Origin of the sequence: Paraburkholderia phymatum STM815 (assembly GCF_000020045.1) — a bacterium.
GTDB classification, from domain to species: Bacteria; Pseudomonadota; Gammaproteobacteria; order Burkholderiales; family Burkholderiaceae; genus Paraburkholderia; species Paraburkholderia phymatum.
Genome location: NC_010623.1, coordinates 1,631,004 through 1,649,015, shown reverse-complemented (window position 1 = coordinate 1,649,015; position 18,012 = coordinate 1,631,004). Strand labels below are relative to the sequence as shown.

Genomic DNA, 18,012 nt, shown 5'->3' with positions numbered 1-18,012 from the left:
CACTATGATTGAATCAGCCGGGACGCCCGCAGTGGTAATCTTGAGGCATAGGGCTTGCGTATGCTCAAAAAGAGCCAGCGCGCACGACTCGCAATACGGGGAGATTTATGGACGAGAGAAAGCGGGACAGTATGGTCGCTTACCTGCGCCGCAGGATGGCCGAGGTCGGCATCGAACTGGATGATCTCGCGGCGGCGATCGCCGAAGACCAGGTTCGACAGAAGACAGCACGGTATCGCAGTGCCACGGGAGAAACCTGGTCCGGCGACGGAGAGATGCCTCAATGGCTCAAACAGGCCATTAGCGCGGGCCAGTCAATGGATCACTTTGCGGTAGCCCTGGCATCCCAGTCGGTGCCCGAGACACGTTCGAAAGTGGATTGGCGCGAAGACCCGTTCGCAGGCAGCCGGCTGGCAGCCGCACCGACGTCGCATCGTGACCTCTAAGCCGCGAACCGTCTGATCGATGCTGGACCGAGACGGAAACGGATTGGTAGTCTGCAGGTGCAGAACGGCGCTTTTGCCACGCCGACTTGACCTTCGTCCGGGAGGGACTCATGGAAGTGAGCACCGAAATGCTTGTCGACATGCTTAGGGAAGTCGAAGCAGAAGACCCCATCGACTACGCAGACCTGCCATTTGGAGAACAGGAGCTGAGGCGGCTCATTGTCAGTTCGCTCGTTGAACGGCACCACGCTGTGGAGACTGGCATGTCACACTCCGATGTCCATGCGCTTTATCTGCTGAGCACCGCCAAGCTCGTTCTGGAAAATACCGTGCTGCATGCGCGCCTGCTTCTCATGCAGGGGCATCGGCTTGACATGGAAGCTCTGCTCGCGCCTTTTACGCTCAAAGGAAAGCGCGACTGACCGGTTGCCGTTGTTTTCGCAAGGAGTCACTCCGTTCGGTAGACCGTGGAGCGCTGGACGGCCAGAGTCGTCGGCGATGCGCCCTCCTCTGCGTTCGCTGCTTCCGCCCGTTCTTCCGCCCGTTGAACAGATGACGCCGGCGCCGCATACCACTGCTCCTGTCGCACGACCTTCGGTTCGGGCGGATCGCGCTCGTAGGCGGGCGTCATGATCTGCACTCCGTACTCGTTGAAGACATCAAGGATATGTCGATGCAGTTCCGCATGGATTTGGGCAATTGCGTGCGGGTCATGGATGTACCCGTTCAGTTCATAGGTGACGGCAAAGTCGCCTAACGCGATCAGCAGGATGAACGGCTGCGGATCTCCCGCGATGCCCGTGGTTCGCTTTGCGGCCATGCGAAGCATCGCCTCCACCTGCCGCCAGGGCGTCTCATATCCAATTCCGACCGTGGTATGCAGAATCAGTCCTGGTGTCACAGCCAGCGAGCTGAAGTTTGTTACGTCGCCGTTCAGTATCTGCGAATTGGGGATCGTTACCTCCTCGTTCTTGATCGTCCGCAGATGGGTCACTTGCAGGCGGATCGCGATCACGTCCCCCGTTACGTCGCCCACCTTTACGCGGTCGCCGACTTTGAAGACCCTTCGATAAGTCATCAGGTAGCCGGCGATCAAATTGGAAATGGCGGCAGACGAACCGAGAGAGAACACCAGGCCGATGAAGATCGAGACTCCCTTGAAAGCGGCAGATTCCGAGCCAGGAATATAGGGGTAAGCGATGATGAGCGCGAAGGCAAGGATGAGGACCCGGATGAGACGGTACGTGGGCAGAGCCCATTCCGGCTCGAACTGGGCGAACCTGACGCGCTTCTGTGCCACCGCGTCGAAAAAGTGCCGGGTCAACCGAAGAACGAACCGGCACAGATAGTAGATGCTGGCGAGTACCAGAATGTCCGGGATTCTTGCGCCGACTGACTTTCCGATACGTTCGGCGGCGTTGACGGCAAGATCGAACAGGTCGTTGGAGACGGAGCGGGTCCATGGAAAGAGTGCAAGTACGTAATGCAGGTATGCATACGCTGACACAGCAATTGTCGCGACGCCAAGTAGAAGCACCAGACCATGAAGCGCCTTCCAGATAGTTTCGGAACCGAGGATCTGAAAGGACTGGATGCCTACCGCGTGGACACGACTCTGCAGACGTCGGGAAAGAGCTCTATCCAACCACCGGTTGAGCGCGAGCAGGGCAGCGATAACCAGCGCTAGCACGGCCGTAGCCGCGGTGCTGAAGAGCCCGGCCGAAAGCAGGGCGTCGCTCGTACGCGACTGGCGGTATTCGTCGATGGCCTGCCGGATCCGCATCATGTGCAGTGTTGCGAGATGGTCGCGGCTCGTGTGCTCTAACTGCGCATCGGCCTCGCTCACGATCATCAGCGTGACTTGTCTCGCCATGATCATCGTGACATTTCCCACTGGTTCGGCGCTTAAGCCGTCGCTTGGAAATACGCGGTCCGCCGCCACCTTTTCGATTCTTCCCCTGATGGCCTCGGCCCGCTGCTCAGCGGGAAAGGACGTCACTCCTCGAACCATGAAAAGGAGCTGACCGTCGATCTCGACGGGCGCTGTTTCGAGAACCGACTCGAGGAGGACGGGCGATTCGGGGCGCACCTCTGCGCGCGCAGCCCGAAATGGCGACGCCAGCATCATGAGCAACAGCAGAAGGATCGGAATCTTAAGAGACATTGTGCGCCCTACGGCCAAACAACGCTGCCATCGTGTCACCGGACAACGCGTCTCCCCAGCGCATCCTTGCCGGAAGACTTGCCACTGATATCGTGCCGTGGGCGCGACCGGCGCCGTTGACGTATATCAATGGTCGCCAAAAGGCACGTCCACGTCGCCAAACGCGAATTGAGAAGACACAGGCCGGTGCAACGATCGTTCGCCAGGCAATGATTCCCCGCTAACCGAGCGAATGGCCGATTACACGCTCGAACCGACTTTCCAACAGTTCAACAGCAACTGCGATCTGCGGATGTCGGCTTAAGCAAATCTTAAGAAGTCACCACTATAACTTCCCTCAGATCGGCATCTTGCGCGGTTCTGTTATCCAGATCCGATGCCTGCGCGGACGCGAAATCCGTTGTCCGACGATTGCCCGATCCGTCAAACGTGTCGCTATCCTGAGAGACACCTCCACGATCAATTACTCGAAGCACATCGTCGTGACGACGCCTCGCTCGTCAAGCTGAGCCCTACTGGCGCGTGCACGTCCGAGAATCTGTCGGTCGCTGAATGAGGAGTCGGGAATGCAAGTCTCTCGCAACCGTCTTGACCATCAATGGTCGCTCGGCGCAGTTCTCCTGCTGATGTTCGCTTCGTTTAGCGTTCGTGCAGAATCGCCCTGCCCAGCCTATGTATCGCTGCCGACAGGCAGCATTTTCAATCTGGCACGCCTGATCGCAGATACAGGTTCTCCTGAACTTGCACTCAGAAAAGTTAAGGTCTCGCTCGCCCAGATCATGGCTGCGGGCGGATGTCCGAAGGCGGATGAGCCCAACGCGTGTCAGGAGACAGTGACGGTCGCGAGAAAGGCCCTCGCAGAGCTTGAGGCTTGCACGTCGCCGCCGCTACCAGAAGAGACGGCAGAGCGCAATCGACGGGAGCCGTCGAAATAGCGCGCGCAGAATCGTATGGACGATCACACGAGAAATCGACGCACGCGATACGGCTGACAACCGGCGGAGCGAATGTCGCCGATTGCCATGTTCTATTGAGTCGTTAATAAACGTACACGTCGGCGACCAGTCTTAGCAGTTTCCTTTTTTCGCCTGACCAGGCGGACAAAAGCCATTGCCCGGCCCCCCTTGAGCTTTGCCTTGCGGCACAACAACGACGCCGGGATCGCTTGGCACGTACACCGCGCAGCCCGACAGTGCCGCTATCGCGGTCGTCAACAGGATCATCATTATTTTCATGCATTGTGCGAGGAAGGCCCCCATTGACCTTCCTCGCCCTCCGGAATCAGAAGTTAAAGTTGATGCCCGACTGGCTGCCGGCAGAAACATTAACGGCCGTCGACTGCGTCGTGCCACTCGCGCTATCCGCTTCGACGGTATAGGCTCCCGCCGCGCCGTTCGCCGCGGACAGCACCACGGGCAGCGATCCCGCGTATGTGCCCGTCACGGGCGCCGCGGCGGGCACTGCAAGAGCATAAGCGCCGCTATCGAGATTGGCATTTGCCGATGCGACCTCATACGAGCCCACACCGTCGTTTTGAAGAGCGCGCATGGCTGCTTGTGCGGAAGCCGTCACCGTACCCGTGATCGCATCGACAGCGGACACTGGCAGCGTAATCGGCACGGAGGCAGTGGCGATCGTCGTTGTGGTATTTGCCGTCACAGGTACCGCATGGATGACGCCGTTAGCATGTCCGCTGGGCTGCCGGTTATCCACGACCACTACATCGTAATTGCCATTCGAAGAACTCTGGATCAGCGGACTCAGGACGAACTGACCGTTGCTGTCTGCGACCGTGCCACGCACCACATGACCGTTTTGCTCCGCATAGACGGTGGCACCTGCTTCGCCCGGCGCGACAAAGCCTGTGATGCTGCCGCTCACCACGGTCGGCGTAGCCGTCACGACCGGCTTCAGGCTATAAGTACCATTGCCGCGCTGGACAATCGACTTGCAGGCGTTGAAATCGAGCACAAGATCAACCAGCGTATTGGCCTGAACCGTAAACGGCTGAATGATCTTGTATCCGCTCTGACTCGCACTCGGCGTCGCGAGAGGCTGCTCTGTCGTCGTGCCGCTCACAACCACGGAGTTCGCCACCGCATTTCCCTGGTTCTGTGCAAGTACCAGCCTGATCTGCTGGTACTGGCCAGCCGCAAGCGGTGCACGGCCGAGGTCTGTCAGCACACCATTTGTCAGTGAAAGAAGATCGACTTTTTGCGGTGCGGCGAGAGCGATGTCGGTCCATCCACCGTCCGTGTCGCCTGCCGTGGAACTTGCGTTGACACGTACCTTGTTGACGGTCACATACACGTGATCGAAGCCACAGGATGGCGCGTCCGTCATGGCCACATGTAACGTGCCCGTACCGCCGCTGCTGCTACTGCCGCCGCCGCCTCCACATGCCCCTAATGCAAGCGGAAACGCGAGCAGACAAAGCAGCTTTGATGTCATTTTCATGAGAAACCCCCTGTTCATTTGTTGCATGAGCAGAAGGATACGGAAACACCCGGTAAGTTTGCAGAGCAAATTGCAATTATCTGTAACAGATCAAATGAAGCAATCCATGTAAGTTCTTAAGGCTTTTGGATAGCTTCTACTCAATCTGGAAGCTCAGACGTGCTGCCCAATTGTCCGATGGCCGATGGCGAATTTCCTCGCAAGCCGTGCGGTTAACGGGTTCGCCTATCCCTCCAGGGTTACACGGGACTGCGACCGATCTGGCCGTGGTCCCAATCAGCTCCCGATCAGCTCCCAATCAGCTCCCAATCAGGCGCCGGTCATCGCGTGGTTACGGACCTGCCCGCAGAATAAGCCCTGTCGAGATCTGCACCATCAGATAGTCACCGCCCACGCCGACCCAGCTATAGCCGCGCGGCGGGGCAGCGAGCCGGTAAGCACGCCAGTCGTCGATGACATACCGGCGGTCGCGGTATTGTGGTGGAAGGTGGTCGCCCTTTCGCCAGTGTCCAGGGGCGTTCGCCGAATTGCCCGGGCCATCGGAATCGTATCCAGGCATCTTCTCTTTTGGACCATGCCCATGAGACTGCCCGTGGGGTCCCTTGCCATGGTTGTCATGTGGGGGCTGGGCAAAGGTATTCGATCCACCCAGCACGGCTGTGAGCACAAGCAGCCGGGGAAACGCGCGAAGCATGGTCATTGCCTTCTCCTCAAAGTAACTGCGACTGAGACAGCGGAGCCGAAGGCTATCATTTGATTCGCTGACTCGCTACCTGCGCCCGTCGTACTGCTCATGGGTGGGACAGTTGAGAGATGTTCCCGATATCGCGGCAATGACGATATAAAGCAGAGCCGAGTGGGGCAAGCGTCATGCCTCGATTCAACCATTCAACATCTGCAGCTTTCGTCGTCGCCGTTCCTATGGTCGAAGAGCGCGTCGCCCAGGCGCTGCAGAGGCAGCACCAGGAAGCACGGATGGTTCTTGCGTCCCAGCCTGGAGCGCTTCCTGCTCCCACGAGCTTGCCCGCCAGCGTGACGTGAGCGGGACACGCCCGTTAAACCCAGGAGACGCCGATGGATCCGGATCGCAAGCCAACAGAATCGCCGCCAACCGCCCCTGCCCCCGAAGAGCCGCAAGCGCATCTCGTCGCGATACAGGAACGTCTTGCTGTCGACACGCACACAACGGAGACAGGCGCTGTGCGCGTACGCAAGCTCGTGAGCGAAGAGGTGCACAATGTGCCCGTGCGGCTTTGCAGCCAAAGCGTCGAAGTGCGGCGGGTGCCCGTCAATCAACCTGTCGAGCAACAGTCGGAGCCGCGACGGGAAGGCGATACGCTCATCATCCCGGTCTACGAATATGTGCCCGTCGTGACGACGAAGCTCATTCTCAAGGAAGAAGTGCACGTCACGACACGGGCGACAGAAACGGAAAGCGTGCACGAAGTACAACTGAAGTCGGAAAAGATCGTCGTGGAACGACGCGATGGCGCCGAGGGGCCGTGGCGCCCCGACGCCGAAAATGAATAGTGTCTTGCCGGGTACAGCCATTGCGCATACGTCATCCCGTTTCCTGATACGGCCAGCGGGGGCCGTCAAACACTTGGGAGATGCTGCAATGAATCAGACGATCATCGGTGTGTTCGACACGCTAGCGCAGGCAGAGAACGCGGCGAGCCGACTTGAAGCCGAAGGCGTGCCGCGCGCTGACATCAATCTTCACCGTTCCGACGACAGCGACGGTAGCTATGGCGCAGCAGGTGAGCCGACCCTCGGCGATAACGCGGTTACACGCCGTGCCTCGGCCAGCAGCGGCCAAACGCACGAAGGCGCGATGGCGCGCATCGAGCACTTCTTCAAGCGGCTGTTCGGCGACGACGATCGGCCAGAGGAGGTCGGCCATTATCAGGAGGCCGTCCGTCGCGGAGGCGTACTGCTATCGGTCGACGTCGCGGACGACACATCCGTGGAACGCGTGAGAGCTACGTTGTCGAGCGCCGGCGCGATCGACATCGACTCGCGCGTCGCTCAATGGAAAACGTCTGGCTACACGGGGTATGACAGCTCGGCGCCCGCCTACACGGCCGGTCAGATCCAGGCCGAGCGAAAGGCTTTCCCCGTTGTCGAAGAGACACTGGAAGTTGGCAAGCGCGAAGTGTCGACGGGCGGCGTACGGGTGTATTCGCGCGTCACGGAAACACCCGTTAGCGAATCCGTCAACCTGCGGGAAGAGAATGCAACGGTCGAACGTCGCGCCGTCGATCGCCCGGCAACGGCTGCGGACCTGACCGAGAGTTCAGTCGAAATCCGTGAGACCGCGCAACAGGCTGTAGTCGCCAAGACGGCACGCGTGGTCGAAGAGGTGGTCGTCGGAAAAGAAGCTACGACACATGAGGAAACGATCAACGACACTGTCCGGGGAACGCAGGTAGAAGTGGAACGAGTAGAAGGAACGCAAGCACCCGGTAAGCCAAATCCTGCAGAGAAAGGTATCTAGCGTTGCTGGGTGCGCTTCGGATCGGTGGTCCTTGAGAGAGGTGCGCCCACGCGTGCAACGTCGATCTGCACCGTGATTCGAGATTCATCGCATCGCGGTGCTCAGGTGCGAAGCGCCGTGAGCAGATCCCGTCGATCCGAAGCGACGCATATTTTGCAATCGTCGTTACTCATTGCGTAGGGCGATCGCTGCGTTCGATCAGATTCCGCTTCAACTCCGGACCCATCGGCATATGGAGATCTACGCCGCGCGGTGGGATCGGCGATTCGAACCACTTTGCGTATAGCCGGGCGAACTCACTGCTCTTCATCAGCCTTGCGAACGTACCGTCGACGAGCCGCTTGAAGGTGGGATCATCTTTCCGGACCATACATGCGTACGGTTCTACCTGCAGCGTCTTGCCGACGACTTCCCACGTAGTCGGATCGCTTGCGTTTGCACGCAGGCCATAGAGCAAAACGTCGTCGAGTGCCAGCGCTGCTGCCTTTCCATTCGCAACCTCCCGCAGCGCGTCGGCGTAATCTTTCGTCAGCACTACGTCTGCGTCGACGTGCTCTGCGTCGAGCTGACGGCGTAGGACCTTCTCGTTGGTGCTTCCCCCGACGGTCGCGACAGCCTTGTGTGCGAGATCGGCGTAGTCACCGATGTGCGATTCACGCTTCGCCATCAATCGCGTGCCGGCGTAGAAGTAGTTCGTTGAAAATGCCACTTCTTTGCCGCGTGCCGATGTATTCGTCGTCGACCCGCACTCAAGGTCAATCGAGCCGTCGATGAGCAACGGGATTCGGTTCTGCCCGGTAACAGGCACATAAACGGTATGAAGATCAGGCCTTCCGAGCGCCTTGCGTACATCATCCACGATCGCTTCCGTCACATCCACCGAGAAACCAACTGCCTTATGCGGCGTCAGCAGATAGCTGAATGGTATCGCTGACTCCCGATAGGAAACGACGATCTGGTTGGTTCGGGCAATCTTGTCCAATGTCTGCGCTTGCGAAGCCGTCATGGTGCCATGGCCGACAAGCAATGCCACCAGCGCCAGTTGGAGTCGATGGATCATGATGCCTCCCAGGTCGCGATTGACGCGTTGCGTTAGAGCTTCGATTTGATAGGCGTTCCGGCCCGGCAGAGGGATCGAATGAGGTGTCCGCTCATCACGAATGAATCCGCCCTAAATCGAAAATAAGGCCCAAGTGGTGGCGTCGGATTGACTCAGATCAACCGCTCCGCGGCCTTGCAACCTGGTCGCACGATGAACGGCTCGCGCATTGAACAAAGAGTCGCGGCAAAGCCGCCAGGTATTCTGCCGTCCAGGCGGGGCACCACGAACGTCATTCAGTGATCACAGGGTTTGCGAAAGCGGCAGACAGATCTTGAAGATCGTCTCGCCGTCATCCGACCCGACGCTGATCAGTCCGTTGTGGCGTTGCACGACGGTACGGTACGCGATGTGAAGCCCCAGTCCGCTTCCCCTGCCTGGCGGCTTGGTTGTGAAGAAGGGTTCGAAAAGGCGCGGCAGGATGTGTGAGGGAATGCCCGCTCCCGTGTCGACGATTTCGACCACTGCGAAGTTGCCGTCCCGCCGCGAGCGGATCGTGAGTTCGCCGCTGCCCTCCATTGCGTCGACTGCATTGTCAATCAGGTTGGTCCAAACCTGATTGAGCTCGCTGCCGTAAACGGGCACGTGCGGCAACGTGCGGTCGTAATCGCGCTTGACGGTGACGCCCTGCTTCAGTTTGTGCCGCATGATGGTCAGCGTGTCCTCGATGCCGCAGTGTATGTCCACCTCCTGTAATGGCGCCTGGTCCATGTACGAATAGTCCTTCATCGCCTTGACGATCTCGGAGATACGGCCTGCGCCGATCCACGCCTGATTCGCCAGCGAACGCAGTTCGAGCACGGCCGCCAGCCAGCCGACGAGCGCACCGAACTGTTCGGACGTCGCGCTTGCCGCTACGTGTTCGAGATCCGCCGGCGAGAATCCCGCCGTCGAGAGTTGCGGTGCAATCAGCCACGGCTTCTCGAGCCCTTGCGCAGCGAGCCAATCGGCGAGAAGGCTCTCCGCTTCGCTTTGCCGTAATGCAGCCCGAGGCGTGGCATCGACGGCGGGCGCCGCACGGTTTGCCCAGTCATCCAGCTTGCCGACCACCTCGGCAGGGATGGCGCTCAACACGAGCGCAGGCGTCGCCTTGCGCAGGTGGGCGAGCGATTCCCGCATGCCGTCCGCTGCGCGCGCGACGGCTGCAGCGGGGTTGTTCAACTCGTGCGCAAGCCCCGCCGACAGCCGGCCCAACGCAGCCAGTTTCTCTCCGTTGAGGATGAAGGTGTCATAGGCACTGATACGCGAGTACATCGAACGAAAGATGTTGCGTCTGAACGACCCGCAGTCGTTGAGCAGCGCGCGCACCACAGGCTCGGGCAGCGCGGCCAGATAGCAATCCGTCGCGGCGATGAACGTGAGCGGCAGCGGCATCTCCGAGAGCAGCGATGTCTCGGCAATGGATGCCGGTGCGGGTCGCCGGTCGTCGAACACCTGCCGACCGCCGATCGTTTTTTCCGTGATCAGTTCGCCGTCGAGCAAAATGAACTGATGTGTTACACGCTGCCCTTCGCGCAGCAGAATGTCGCCTTTCTTCAGATGATGCTCGACCAGATTCGCGCGCAGCCATTCTCGCCGCGCTTCGGGCAAGTCGTCGAAGAGCGCCATCCCGAATAGCGTGGAAAGGTCGCTCATGGGTTCGCCAGATACTGGTGGATGAAATGCACGGCAATCGAGCCTTCGCCGACGGCCGCGGCCACACGTTTGACGGAATCGGCACGCACGTCCCCCGCCGCGAACACGCCGGGCACACTCGTTTCGAGCAGGTACGGGTCGCGGCCGAGCTGCCATCCCACTGGCCCTCGACCCGCCTTGAGCAGCGCGCGCCCCGTCAGCAGGAAGCCATGCTCGTCGCGTTCGACCACACCGCGAAGCCATTCCGTACAGGGCGCGGCTCCAATGAAAATAAAGAGCCCGCTGGCCGGGGCCGCTTCGATGCGCCCCGTCTGCATGTCACGCAGCGAGATCTCCGACAGATGCCCCTCGCCCTTTACGCCCACCACCTCGGTATTGGGGCGCACGTGGATATTCGGCGTCTCGTGAATCTGCCCGATCAGATAGTGCGACATTCCGGCGCCAAGCAAGGGGCCACGGCACAGCAGCGTCACCGATCGGGCGTATTGGGAGAGGAACATTGCGCCCTGCCCCGCCGAATTCGCGCCGCCCACGATGTACAGATCCTGGTTCGCGCAGGCGACGGCTTCCACCATCGCAGCCCCATAGTAGACGCCGGCACCTGTCAGTTCGTCGACGCCCTGCGTCTCCAGCTTGCGATACGACACGCCGCTCGCGACCACCAGCGCGAGACAGCTGACTTCGGAGCCGTCGGACAGCTTGACGAACTTGTACGGCGCCTCGACACGCAAGCCGACCGCATGCTGCGTCAGGATCATTTCCGCGCCGAAGCGCCTCGCCTGCATCAGCGCGCGGCGCGACAACTCCGCGCCGCTCACGCCCGATGGAAAGCCCAGATAGTTGTCGATATGCGAACTGGTACCGGCCTGCCCGCCCGGCGCATCGCATTCGATGATGGCCACCTTCAGTCCCTCGGACGCGCCATACACGGCAGCGGCCAACCCAGCCGGCCCGCCGCCGACGATCACCAGGTCATAAAACGGCGTGGCCGAACGCGTGCGCAGTCCCACCTGTTCAGCGATCTGCCCCGTCGTCGGGCGGCTTATCACTGTGCCGTTCTCGAATACGACGACGGGCAACTGACGCTGTCCGGGATGCAACGCGTTCAACAGCGGATCGGCCTCGTCGTGCCGTTCAACGTCGAGCCAGCGAAACGGAATATGATTGCGCGCCATGAAATCGCGCAGCAAATGGCCTTCCGGCGACCAGCGGTGATCGAGCAGCCGGACGCCCTGGAACACGGGACGAAATGACGCGAGCCAGTCTGCCAGCAGATCGTCCAGCGCGGGATAGAAATTCTGCTCCGGCGGGTGCCAGGGTTTGAGCAGGTACTGATCGAGATGCACCGTGTTGATCGCGCGGATGGCGGCGTCCGTATCCGCATAGGCGGTGAGCAGCACACGTTTCGCGTCGGGAAAGAGCCCGATTGCCTGCTCGAGAAACTCGATGCCGCTCATCTGCGGCATGCGCTGGTCGGCAATGAAGAGCGACACGACGCGATTCTGCAGACGCAATTGCTGCGCCGCTTCGAGTGCCGCTCGCCCCGACTCCATCCGTACGATCTGATAGTGCTCGCCGTACGCGACCTGCAGGTCGCGAGCAACCGCACCGGCCACGATCGGGTCGTCATCGACAGCGAGGATTACGGGCTTTTCCATGAAAGGTCGACCCTCTCGATCGCACGGTCGCGTCCGCTGAAACCGGGCAAAGCGCTGTTCATGCTCCGGTGCCAGCGATAAACCGCGCGTCTGTCAAAGCATTTTAGGTCGTGCGGCGCTACATCCTTGCCGTCGTTTGCGGCGCAAATGGCGCATGTTCAATGCGTGCTTACATCGTTCGGGGGCGCGACGTCGCGCAGCAGCGGAAGGCTCACGCGGAACGTTGTTCCCCGCGTGCCCGATTGCGCCTGAATTGTCCCGCCGTGCCGGTTGACCACAATGCGGTACGCGATATGCAGTCCCAGGCCGAGGCCCTCCTTCGGTACGTTCGGCGGATGCCCGGAAGTAAAGAAAGGCTCGAACAGATGGGTCACGACGCCGGGCGGGATGCCCGGCCCGTCGTCGATGAACTCCACCACCGCGCAGTGCCCATCCCGGCGCGTACGGATCGTGATGCTGCCGTGGCCGTCCATGGCCTCGACGGCGTTTTCGATGAGCCGAGTCCAGACCTGATTCAATTCGCTCCCATACACCTGGAGCCGGGGCAGGCTGCGGTCGTAATCGCGGGTCACATGAATGCCTCGTTTCATTTCGTGCGTCATCACGGTCAGCGTATCGTCGATGCCGTCGTGAATATCGATCTCTTGCTGCGGACCCTGATCCATGAAGGAATAAGACTTCATCGCGGCGACAATGTCGGAGATCCGCAGCGCACCCTGCATTGCTTCGTCCACCATCGCACGCAGATCCAGCACCCGCGCGACCCAGTTCACGGCGGCATCGAACTGCGCGGCTTCGAGATCGTTTGCCAGTTGATCGAGATCGTCGGACGCGATGCCATGCGCGACGAGAACGGGCGCCGATAGCCACGGCTTCGCGACCCGGCGCGCCGCCAACCAATCCCCGAGGCGCGACTCGGCATCGCTTCGCTCAAGCGAACCCGCAGCGCCCATGAATGCTTGAGGCCCGTGGCGGCTGACAAGCGCGCCCAGCTGCGTGACGGCCTCGCGCGGCACCGCATTGCCGCCGAGCGCCAATGCCGACTCCTCAAGTACCGCGAGTTCGCCACGCATGTGGTCAAGTGCGCGCGTCAAAGCGGCGGCGGGATTGTTCAGCTCATGCGCGAGCCCGGCAGCGAGCTTTCCCAATGCAGCCAGCTTTGCACGGTTGAGTCCTGCCGTTTCGAGCGCCGTGAGCCAGTCGGTCATCACGCGCGCGGCCATGCGGCCAAATGGGCTACACGTCACGAACAGCTCGCGGAACGCCACTTCGGGGAGCCGCGCGAGCCTGCTATCGGCGATCGCCGTCAGGGTAGCCGGAAAAGGAATCGATGCGACCATGCACGGTGTGCCGAACACATCGGGCGCGTGGAAGCGCTCGACGTAGTCCTGTCCGTCCTCGCGCCTTGTCGTTGCGAGTTCGCCGTCGAGCAGGATCAGCAGACCGGTGCTCAATTCGCCCTGGCGAAGCAGCACGTCGCCTGCATTGACGCAAAACTCGACGATGTTCGCACGCAGCCATTGCAGCCGGTCGTCGGTGAGATCCCTGAACACCGACACCTCTCTCAACCTGTCGAGTTCGATCATGGCTAGCCCCGCCATCCCGGACATCATGCGCGCGAGTAACGGGTGAAACGCGGCTTGGTCGAACCCATCTCCCGCACACGGCGCATCGCTTACTGGATCTGTGTGACCCGGTTCGACCGCATTGATTCAGTTTAGGCGATTGGCTCATTTCCGACGTGGACCAAGGGTCGCTGGACGGCTAAACATCGCCTGATCCACCGGCAGCCGGTCACCGCATGGGTTAAGCGGTCATGCGGGGAAGAAGGCTACCGACGTCGGTGCCGCAGCCCCGACAGCGGCTAAGACCGCCCGACCAACGGTTCAGCGCAGCACAACGTGAACGAACGCCTTCAGATAGAGCGTCGCGTTCGCCACCGCGAGACTGGGATGACCCGCCTGCGTGAGCTGGCGGGTGGATAGGCTCGTACCCGTCGAACTGCAAGCTCGCGCTAAGCGTCGTCCCTTGCCCGTTGGAACACATCGACAGTGGCATCGAGCGTCATACGTGCCTTTTCGCGGCGTCTGCGCGCGAGTCGCTCCGCGCCGGCGCTGCGTTCGGACTCACCGGCAAGCAAAGCGTGAATGTGAGGGAGCGTATAGATCGTGCCACGGCTGCCCCACGTACCCTCGGGAATCTCCGTCGGGAAGACCCAGACGCGCGATGCGACGTCTTCGAAAGGCCGGTTCTCGGCACGGGCCACCGCTTCCGTGACTGCTTTAACCAGCGCTTTGCGCGACTCGTCGGTGTATTGCCCCTCGGGCGCCGACGGAATGATCCGGTAGCGCGCTGCCTTCGACCGTTCCCCACCCACAAATACGGCAGCAGGTCGATGGAGGTTGAGAACAGATACGCTCTGCGCAATCGGATTGGCTGGGTCGTACCCTTCCGCTTTGATCAGAATGTCAGTCAATTCTTTGATCAGATGGGCTTCCGCCTCACGGGTCAAGGCATCTTCCGGCCAGAGTGCGTCGATCATTGGCATGGTGCTGCTCCTTCATCAAGTGGTTTGGCGTTGCGGTTCGCACGAGAACGCTTCAACGTTCAGGCATGCGCACCGGTTAAATGAGCGCAATCGCGACATCGATGTTGCCGCGCGTAGCCTTGGAATACGGACAGGTCCGATGTGCCCGGTCCGCCAGCGCCTGAGCGATATCACGCGGCAAGCCGGGCAGGCGCACGTGCGAACGCGGCCCGAGAAAGTAGGCGCCGTCAGTGGTGCCACATCAATTTCGGCATCGACACTCGCGTCGGCCGGCAGTATCACGTTCAAGGCGCGTGCGGCTCACCCATTGCGCCAATCAAGCATGCCGGCCAGGCGACGCCGAACAACTGTTCGGGATTCGTCCCCGCGCCTGCGGAACCAGGTCGCGAAAGCTGGATGTCGAGGCGGCCGTCTGAATTGCGCGGGGCGTCTTTATAGAGGCGCCTCGGCTTGCTCAGTGGCCAGCGCTCTGGCCGCCATCCACGTGCAGAATCTCGCCTGTCACGAACGGTGCGGAGTCGAGGTACAGCACGGCGTCGACGATGTCGCGCATTTCCCCCATGTGGCCGACCGGGTGCAGCGCGCCCAATTGCTCATGCGTTTCCGGTGCATGCATCGGCGACTTGATGATGCCGGGCGACACGGCGTTCGCGCGGATGCCCGTCTTCGCGTATTCGATAGCAAGCGACCTGGTTGCCGCGTTCAGACCGCCCTTGGTCAGCGATGCGAGAACCGACGGCACACCCGCGATCGCGTGATCGACGAGGCTTGTCGTGATCTGCAGCACGTGACCGCTCTTGTTCTTTTCCATCTCCGCGATTGCAAGCTGCGTGATGTGGAAGAAGCCGTTCACGTTCACGTTCAGCACAGCGGCGTAGTCTTCAGCCGTGTATTGCGTGAACGGCTTGGCGATGAAGATGCCCGCGTTGTTGATCAGCGTGTCGACGCGGCCGAAGCGCTTCACGGCTTCCGATACTGCACGCTGTGCTACTTCGCGCTCGCCGATGTCGCCGGCGACCGTCACGACGTTCGGATCGTCCGAAGGCTTGATCGAGCGTGCGACCGCGACGACGCGATAGCCTTGCTCGCGGAATCCCTTGACGATCTCCGCGCCAATGCCTTGCGATGCACCCGTGACGATGGCGACTTTTTGCGAATTGCTCATGATTGACCTTTGAAAGTTCGTTCGGCTTGCGTCGGAATTGACAGTGCCGTTAGGTCGTCAATCTAGGCTTCATCGAGCGGCTTGCGTACACCCGCAGCGGACAAACAGTTGTGATCGGCAGGAACAAATGCGGCTGGTTGGTCATTTGTGCACTTCAGGCGTGTCAGAAGGCGGGCTGGGCGTGTCGAGATGATCGGGATCCCGCCGACCCTGTGTCAGGTGGAGGTGCTACCCGCCCGAGCCGGCTTCCAGCGACGCAGCTCGTACGTCCGGCGTAGTGCCATGATGAGACATTGCAGTCGTTGATCGCGTTCGCACTTCACATCCCGACATCATCAAGCGCCTGCGCCGTGGGTGGGACATTTGAGAAGCGTCATCTGCGCGTCTAGAAGGCTTTTGCACGATCCGGCGCCGCACCAGTGTTGCCGGCGCGCAGGCCCGCGACCATTTCGCCCAGCCAGTTCACAAACAGCGCCGTGTATGCCCGCTGGCTCCCGTCGTCCGAGAGCCCGTGATCTGCACCGTCGATGACGCGATACGTCAACGAATGCGCGCTCAGGAAGGCCTGCAGATAACTGGCGATGACGGTGTGCGGAACGATCTGGTCATGTTCCGATTCGACCAGCAGCACGTCGCCACTGAAGCGTGCGGCCGCGCGCAAGGCGCGGTTTTCCGTCGCGGGCACGATGCGCTTGCGATACGCGACGAGATCGTGCTCGACATGCAGCGCGCGTTTTGGTGTAGTCCAGCCTTCGTCGAGATACAGCGCGGGCACGCGCAGACCGAGCCATCGCACCGGTCGCAACTCCGTCAGGATGGCCGCCAGATAGCCGCCATAACTGCTGCCGATCACGGCGATCGAATCGCGGTCGGTCAGCGGATGTGCAGCCAGCGTGTCGTATGCCGCGATCAGATCCGCGAGATTCGTCTCTCGCGTGACCGTCTGCTGTTCGCTTTGCGTCCGCGCATGCCCGGTCAGGTCGAACGTCAGGCATACACAGCCGATGGCAGCTGCCTGCCGCGCGCGCTCCAGATACTGTTCCTGATTGCCGCCCCATCCGTGCACGAACAGGACGCCAGGCACGGCTGTTTTCGGCACGAGCATGGTGCCGTCGAGATAGCCATGCTCGACCTTGATCTGCAGGTGGTAACGCTCACCATTCGTCAAAACTATGCTCCTTTGCGCCGCGTTTCTCCTAGCGCGTAGTACTTCGTAAGCGGGCCAGCCTGTGCATCGACACCGCGATAGACCACACACGCTCCCGCGGGCAAACGCACCTCGTTACCATAGATCTCGCGCGTCGATGCGCAAACCAGGTACGTGTCGGGTTCGTTCCTGAACGTTCGCAGCGCAGCTACTTCCGCGCCTGTCGCCCCGCCGACGCGCCACGATTGCTCGAGTACGCCGCAACGCAGAGCACCCGTATCGTCAAGACCGCGCGCCACGTCGTAGTTGCGCCTCGATGCAAAGACTCCTGCATAGCCGGTCTGTACGGCGGCATCGAACGCGCTTGCCCGCGCCACAGCTTCGTGTACGTCCTGCGGGAGGCCGAGTCGTTCGAGGGCATCGAAGCCGCCCCGTACCACGACCAGATCTGTCCCACCATAGACATGGTGTCCGTGATTGTTGACGGTCAGATGCTGTACGCCGTAATAGCTCGCTACCATGTCATCGAGGGTTATCTGGCCGACGCTGTATGTTTCAATGCCGTCCAGATGTCGCTCGATGACGAGCCCTTCTGCCTGCAAGGCCCCGTCTCCAAGCGCATCGAGTTGCGCCTCCAGCTCGTCGGTGTCCGCGACCAGCGCCTGTCCAGCACCGCCGATTCCACAAGGCCGCTTGATGCGCACGCGGCCGCCTTTCCATAGTGCGCCTGCGGCGTTGCGTGCGTCCTCGCGTGAAAACACCGAGTAGCCCGGCAACACAAGTGACGCGGTGCGCGCGCTGAACGCACGTGACCATCCCGGCGGTGCAACCGTTGCGCCATCGGGCAAGCTGTGGGCAATCAGCTTTGTCGCGACGAAGGGAAACGGCACGACACCGCCATACAGATCGCGCACGGATCGCACGCCAAGCTTGCGCGCTTCCGCGACGGTCAATGTGTCATCGGGAACGAGATACGGATGGGTCAGATACGAGCATGTTTCGTCGAACTCGCCAGCAAAGTGCGCGCCCTTGATCTCCGCGATCTGCCGCGTCAGTTCCCGAAGCGTGTCGGCCTCGTGACCACCTTCGGACAGCTCGCGTCCTTTGCGATACAGAAGAACGACGGGTAACGCTCGCGCTGCGGATACTGCATCATCCGACGAAGGTTCCATGCCGTGCCTCCCGCGTGCGCATGG

Annotated in this window: 17 protein-coding genes and 1 pseudogene; 5 read left to right on the top strand and 13 right to left on the bottom strand. The window is 61.0% G+C overall.

Annotated elements, in window-relative coordinates:
* Positions 1 to 107 precede the first annotated feature (107 nt).
* Both BPHY_RS23055 and BPHY_RS23050 read left to right on the top strand, forming a co-directional pair.
* Complete coding sequence (locus BPHY_RS23055; RefSeq protein WP_012403870.1) at positions 108 to 446, top strand: H-NS histone family protein; 339 nt, start codon at positions 108 to 110, stop codon at positions 444 to 446.
* Between the two features lie 110 nt (positions 447 to 556).
* Positions 557 to 868 (top strand): hypothetical protein, encoded by a 312-nt coding sequence (locus BPHY_RS23050; RefSeq protein ID WP_012403869.1) that lies wholly within the window; start codon positions 557 to 559, stop codon positions 866 to 868.
* Positions 869 to 894: 26 nt separating this feature from the next.
* Here the strand turns inward: BPHY_RS23050 and BPHY_RS23045 are convergent, their stop codons facing one another.
* Complete coding sequence (locus BPHY_RS23045) at positions 895 to 2,610, bottom strand: mechanosensitive ion channel family protein (RefSeq protein ID WP_012403868.1); 1,716 nt, start codon at positions 2,608 to 2,610, stop codon at positions 895 to 897.
* Between the two features lie 566 nt (positions 2,611 to 3,176).
* On the opposite strand from BPHY_RS23045, the gene BPHY_RS39735 reads away from it, so the two are divergent.
* Positions 3,177 to 3,545, top strand: a complete 369-nt coding sequence (locus tag BPHY_RS39735) for a hypothetical protein (RefSeq protein WP_012403867.1) — start codon at positions 3,177 to 3,179, stop codon at positions 3,543 to 3,545.
* Between the two features lie 132 nt (positions 3,546 to 3,677).
* Here BPHY_RS39735 and BPHY_RS39730 read toward each other — a convergent pair whose 3' ends face one another.
* The 3 genes from BPHY_RS39730 to BPHY_RS39725 form a co-directional block, all read right to left on the bottom strand.
* On the bottom strand, positions 3,678 to 3,869 hold the full coding sequence (locus BPHY_RS39730) for a hypothetical protein (RefSeq protein WP_012403866.1): 192 nt from the start codon (positions 3,867 to 3,869) through the stop codon (positions 3,678 to 3,680).
* Positions 3,870 to 3,891: 22 nt separating this feature from the next.
* The gene (locus BPHY_RS23040) at positions 3,892 to 5,067 is read right to left on the bottom strand and encodes a DUF4382 domain-containing protein (protein ID WP_012403865.1); all 1,176 of its coding nucleotides are present in this window, start codon (positions 5,065 to 5,067) and stop codon (positions 3,892 to 3,894) included.
* 331 nt (positions 5,068 to 5,398) lie between these two features.
* Positions 5,399 to 5,767: an RcnB family protein gene (locus BPHY_RS39725; RefSeq protein ID WP_012403864.1), complete on the bottom strand. Its 369-nt coding sequence runs from the start codon at positions 5,765 to 5,767 to the stop codon at positions 5,399 to 5,401.
* A 374-nt stretch (positions 5,768 to 6,141) separates the two neighbouring features.
* Between BPHY_RS39725 and BPHY_RS23030 the strand changes: the two genes are divergently transcribed.
* Both BPHY_RS23030 and BPHY_RS23025 read left to right on the top strand, forming a co-directional pair.
* Positions 6,142 to 6,597, top strand: a complete 456-nt coding sequence (locus tag BPHY_RS23030; RefSeq protein WP_012403863.1) for a YsnF/AvaK domain-containing protein — start codon at positions 6,142 to 6,144, stop codon at positions 6,595 to 6,597.
* A gap of 88 nt (positions 6,598 to 6,685) precedes the next feature.
* Complete coding sequence (locus BPHY_RS23025) at positions 6,686 to 7,564, top strand: YsnF/AvaK domain-containing protein (RefSeq protein WP_012403862.1); 879 nt, start codon at positions 6,686 to 6,688, stop codon at positions 7,562 to 7,564.
* Positions 7,565 to 7,733: 169 nt separating this feature from the next.
* On the opposite strand, the gene BPHY_RS23020 is transcribed toward BPHY_RS23025, so the two are convergent.
* From BPHY_RS23020 to BPHY_RS22980, 9 genes and pseudogenes are all read right to left on the bottom strand, one after another.
* Positions 7,734 to 8,624, bottom strand: a complete 891-nt coding sequence (locus tag BPHY_RS23020) for an amino acid ABC transporter substrate-binding protein (RefSeq protein ID WP_012403861.1) — start codon at positions 8,622 to 8,624, stop codon at positions 7,734 to 7,736.
* A 282-nt stretch (positions 8,625 to 8,906) separates the two neighbouring features.
* Positions 8,907 to 10,298, bottom strand: coding sequence for an ATP-binding protein (locus BPHY_RS23015; protein WP_012403860.1), 1,392 nt, complete (start codon positions 10,296 to 10,298; stop codon positions 8,907 to 8,909).
* Positions 10,295 to 11,956 carry an FAD-dependent oxidoreductase gene (locus tag BPHY_RS23010; RefSeq protein WP_012403859.1) on the bottom strand — a complete coding sequence of 554 codons (1,662 nt, stop codon included), beginning with the start codon at positions 11,954 to 11,956 and terminating at the stop codon, positions 10,295 to 10,297. The genes BPHY_RS23015 and BPHY_RS23010 overlap by 4 nt, the downstream gene beginning before the upstream one ends.
* A 158-nt stretch (positions 11,957 to 12,114) precedes the next feature.
* Positions 12,115 to 13,542, bottom strand: a complete 1,428-nt coding sequence (locus BPHY_RS23005) for a sensor histidine kinase (protein ID WP_012403858.1) — start codon at positions 13,540 to 13,542, stop codon at positions 12,115 to 12,117.
* Between the two features lie 428 nt (positions 13,543 to 13,970).
* Positions 13,971 to 14,504, bottom strand: coding sequence for a tautomerase family protein (locus tag BPHY_RS23000; RefSeq protein ID WP_012403857.1), 534 nt, complete (start codon positions 14,502 to 14,504; stop codon positions 13,971 to 13,973).
* A gap of 76 nt (positions 14,505 to 14,580) precedes the next feature.
* A pseudogene (locus tag BPHY_RS43265) lies at positions 14,581 to 14,932 on the bottom strand (Ohr family peroxiredoxin); the annotation flags it as partial.
* A 26-nt stretch (positions 14,933 to 14,958) separates the two neighbouring features.
* The gene (locus BPHY_RS22990) at positions 14,959 to 15,669 is read right to left on the bottom strand and encodes an SDR family NAD(P)-dependent oxidoreductase (protein WP_012403856.1); all 711 of its coding nucleotides are present in this window, start codon (positions 15,667 to 15,669) and stop codon (positions 14,959 to 14,961) included.
* Between the two features lie 385 nt (positions 15,670 to 16,054).
* Positions 16,055 to 16,774, bottom strand: a complete 720-nt coding sequence (locus tag BPHY_RS22985; protein ID WP_052306176.1) for an alpha/beta hydrolase family protein — start codon at positions 16,772 to 16,774, stop codon at positions 16,055 to 16,057.
* Between the two features lie 65 nt (positions 16,775 to 16,839).
* A complete protein-coding gene (locus BPHY_RS22980; protein WP_012403854.1) occupies positions 16,840 to 17,988 on the bottom strand; it encodes a DUF3182 family protein in 1,149 nt (382 codons plus the stop codon).
* Positions 17,989 to 18,012 lie beyond the last annotated feature (24 nt).